This is a genomic window from Frankia sp. CcMO1, from assembly GCF_977945845.1.
This window is the reverse complement of sequence record NZ_CDWTMG010000373.1, coordinates 1-3,127: the sequence shown is the minus strand read 5'-3', so window position 1 is coordinate 3,127 and position 3,127 is coordinate 1. Positions and strand designations below refer to the sequence as shown.

General features: G+C 67.7%; 2 protein-coding genes. One reads left to right on the top strand and one right to left on the bottom strand.

The annotated features are described in order from the left end of the window. Positions 1-230: 230 nt before the first annotated feature. Positions 231-467 carry a DUF4037 domain-containing protein gene (locus AC08OU_RS24015; RefSeq protein WP_462203587.1) on the bottom strand — a complete coding sequence of 79 codons (237 nt, stop codon included), beginning with the start codon at positions 465-467 and terminating at the stop codon, positions 231-233. Between the two features lie 933 nt (positions 468-1,400). Here AC08OU_RS24015 and AC08OU_RS24010 point away from each other — a divergent pair. Continuing rightward, complete coding sequence (locus AC08OU_RS24010) at positions 1,401-2,981, top strand: AAA family ATPase (protein WP_476602324.1); 1,581 nt, start codon at positions 1,401-1,403, stop codon at positions 2,979-2,981. Positions 2,982-3,127 lie beyond the last annotated feature (146 nt).

Sequence of the window (3,127 nt, the reverse complement as noted above, 5' to 3'; positions counted from 1 at the left end):
AACCCCGGGACGTACTTCCCAAACAGGCCCTAGCGCGCGAAGCTGTCGGTGGCCTGGTCGATCGCGCCGAGGAGATGGCGAGCGGGCCGTCGGGCCCGTGTCCGAGTCGGGTGAGGAGGGTTCGCAGCGGCGGATCGCTGATCGCATCGGTCGGCGCACGGGTGAGGCGTTCGGCGCCGAGTACGTGGATGTCTCGGGAATGAAAGCGGCGCGGGGCGGGATCGACGGGCTCAGCCAGACCAAGGCGTTCGAGGAGAAAAGCCGATCCGTATGAGGTCGCGGGCCACGCGGGCGGCAAGCACACGCGAGCCGAGGTCGTCGCCGCCGCGGCCACCTGTGCGGCCGATGAACGGTTTTTCCTGGCTGACCCGCAGCCAGCCGGCTGCCAGGACGTAGCGCCAGACGTCGTCGGGGTACCAGGCCAGTGCCCGACGCCGCGTGGTGAGCAGATCGAGCGGGTCGTGCACGGGGGGCCGAAGTCGTGGTCCGTGGAGACCTCGTCGTCGAAGCCGAGGACCTCGGACCCCTCACCGAGCAACGCGGCAGCGTGGGGCACGCCCACGACCAGCGACCGAACCGCCCGCTCGTAGAACCGTCGAGAAAGATCGCGACCGGGCACGGCTCCGCGATCCTCCTCAAGGCATCCCGTCATGCACCAGGCATCTCATCGTCGAGGTTGCCGAACAGCCGTGCGCGGGACGTGTCAACCATGATCACCACTGAATCGGGGACGTCAGCCAAGGAGACCACGGACCTGACGTGGTCCAGGACGAAGGGCATGGTCCTGCCGCCTGACGTGAACGGCGACTCCCGGCCGGTGCCATCGGCATGCTGGACGGCAGCTGGGACGTGATGGTCCCTTCGTCGCTGCCCAGGCCGTCGGCGAACAGGTTGTCATGCGCGTTCTTGCCGCGGCCCCAGCGGCTGCCGTGGCTACCGCGGGTCCTCCGAAGTCGCCACCGCTCAGCACCTCGGCGGAACGGACGCGGTTCGCATGATCCCAACATGGTCGTCCGGCCGGGGCTCGAACCAGCTGTCGAGGCCCTGACCAGCACCGTTCCATGGTGTTGAATCTCAAAGCGATAGATCGCGAACCGCATTCACCGAGGTCGGAGGCGTGATCAGAAAAAGGGTGGCCTCTCTGTACCAGCATCCGAATCGATAGATCTTGGTTGCTGGCCTTGAAATTACCGTCCGGCCGGTCGCTACCCGGCCCCTGGACAGGGGCGACGCTGGATGACCGCGCCGACCGGAGTGTCGCCTGACGGATTGAACGAGTGTTCCATTGGTCCGTCCGCGCGATCGCGACCAGTCAGGGAGGAATCACTCGCCGCACAGGTAGATCGTCGATCACGGGTAGGCTGGTCGTGAAGTAGCGAGTCGGGCGGGGAGGAGGACTGGTGAGCCGTCGGTTCAACACGGCTGGGCCGTGCATCCCCGCGGAGCATTACATGATCCCGGCGCTGTCCCGCCTCCCGGAGGCGCCCGGGTTGGTGGATCTCAAGGCCTACTTCGTCGTCCACGCGCCCCGCCAGACGGGGAAGACGACGGCGCTCCGCGCACTCGCGGCCGACCTGACCATGCAGGGCCGGTACGCCGCGGTGCACGTCTCCTGCGAGACCGGGCGCGCCTGGGGAGACGACATCCGCGCCGCGTCCCGGGCGATTCTCGACCGGCTCCGCTCCAGCGCCGAGGACACCCTGCCTGCGGAGCTGCGGCCGGCGCCGTGGCCGGAGACCTCCGACGGCACCCTGATCGTCGAGGCGCTCGGAGCCTGGGCCCGGATCTGCCCACGTCCGCTCGTCCTGTTCTTCGACGAGATCGACGCCCTTCAGGGCCAGTCGCTGATCAGTGTGCTCAGCCAGGTGCGGGACGGCTACAACGCCCGCTCCACAGCGCCCTTCCCGGCATCGGTCGTGCTGTGTGGTCTCCGCGATGTCCGTGACTACAAGGCGGCGGCCGGTGGTGACCCGTCGCGGCTGGGCACGTCGAGCCCTTTCAACATCAAACTCAAGTCGCTTAGGCTGGGCGACTTCACCGCGGATGAGGTGGCGGAGCTCTACGGTCAGCACACCGCCGCCACCGGCCAGCCGTTCGCGCCGGGCGCCGTCGAGCACGCCTACGAGCTCACGGGCGGCCAGCCGTGGCTGGTCAACGCGCTGGCCCGCGAGGTCGTCGAGGAGATGGCCGTGCCCGCCACAGAGACGATCACACTTGAGCATCTCGAGGCCGCGAAGGAACGGCTCGTCCTTGCGCGCGCCACCCACCTGGACTCGCTGGCCTCCAAGCTAGCCGAACCCCGTGTCCGTGAGATCATCGCTCCGTTGATCGCCGGGGACCCGCTCGTCCTCGACCCGTACGACGACGACGTCAGCTATGTCCGTGATCTCGGCCTCATCGCACCCGACCCACCAGTACGGGCCGCGAATCCGATCTACCGCGAGGTCATCGTCCGCGTCCTGTCGTCCTCCGTGCAGGAGAGCATCACCACCGATCCCCGCACCTTCGTCCGCCCGGACGGCAGTTTCGATCTTCCACGAGTCCTCGCCGACTTCGCGGTCTGGTGGATCGAGAACGGCGAGTTCCTCACCAGCCGCGGCTACTACGACGAGGCCGCGCCCCAGCTCATTCTCATGGGCTACCTCCAGCGCGCCATCAACGGTACCGGCCAGATCGAACGCGAATACGCGCTCGGCTCCGGCCGCATTGACCTTCATCTCCGCTGGCCCTACGTACCCCGCGGGGGACCGCGGCAGGTCCAGCGCGAGGGTTTCGAGATCAAGGCCTGGCGCACCGGCAGATCCAACCCGCTCAAGGCCGGGCTCCTACAGCTGGACCGCTATCTCGGCCGACTCCAGTTGCCGACCGGCACCCTTGCGATCTTCGACCAGCGCACGAACGCGCCTCCCATCGACGAACGCACCGCGATCACCACCGTGACCAGCCCGGCCGGGCGCTGCATCACCCTCCTCAACGGGTGACCGACGCCCGCGCGCCTTGAGTCCGAACACGACGCGGGGGCCGAGTCGTCCGCGAGGCCTGTGGGGTGTCAGAGGGCGCTTTGGAGTTCTGATAACGATAAGTAGCATCTGAGATCGGTGGCTTTTGCTGTACATCGCACCACGAG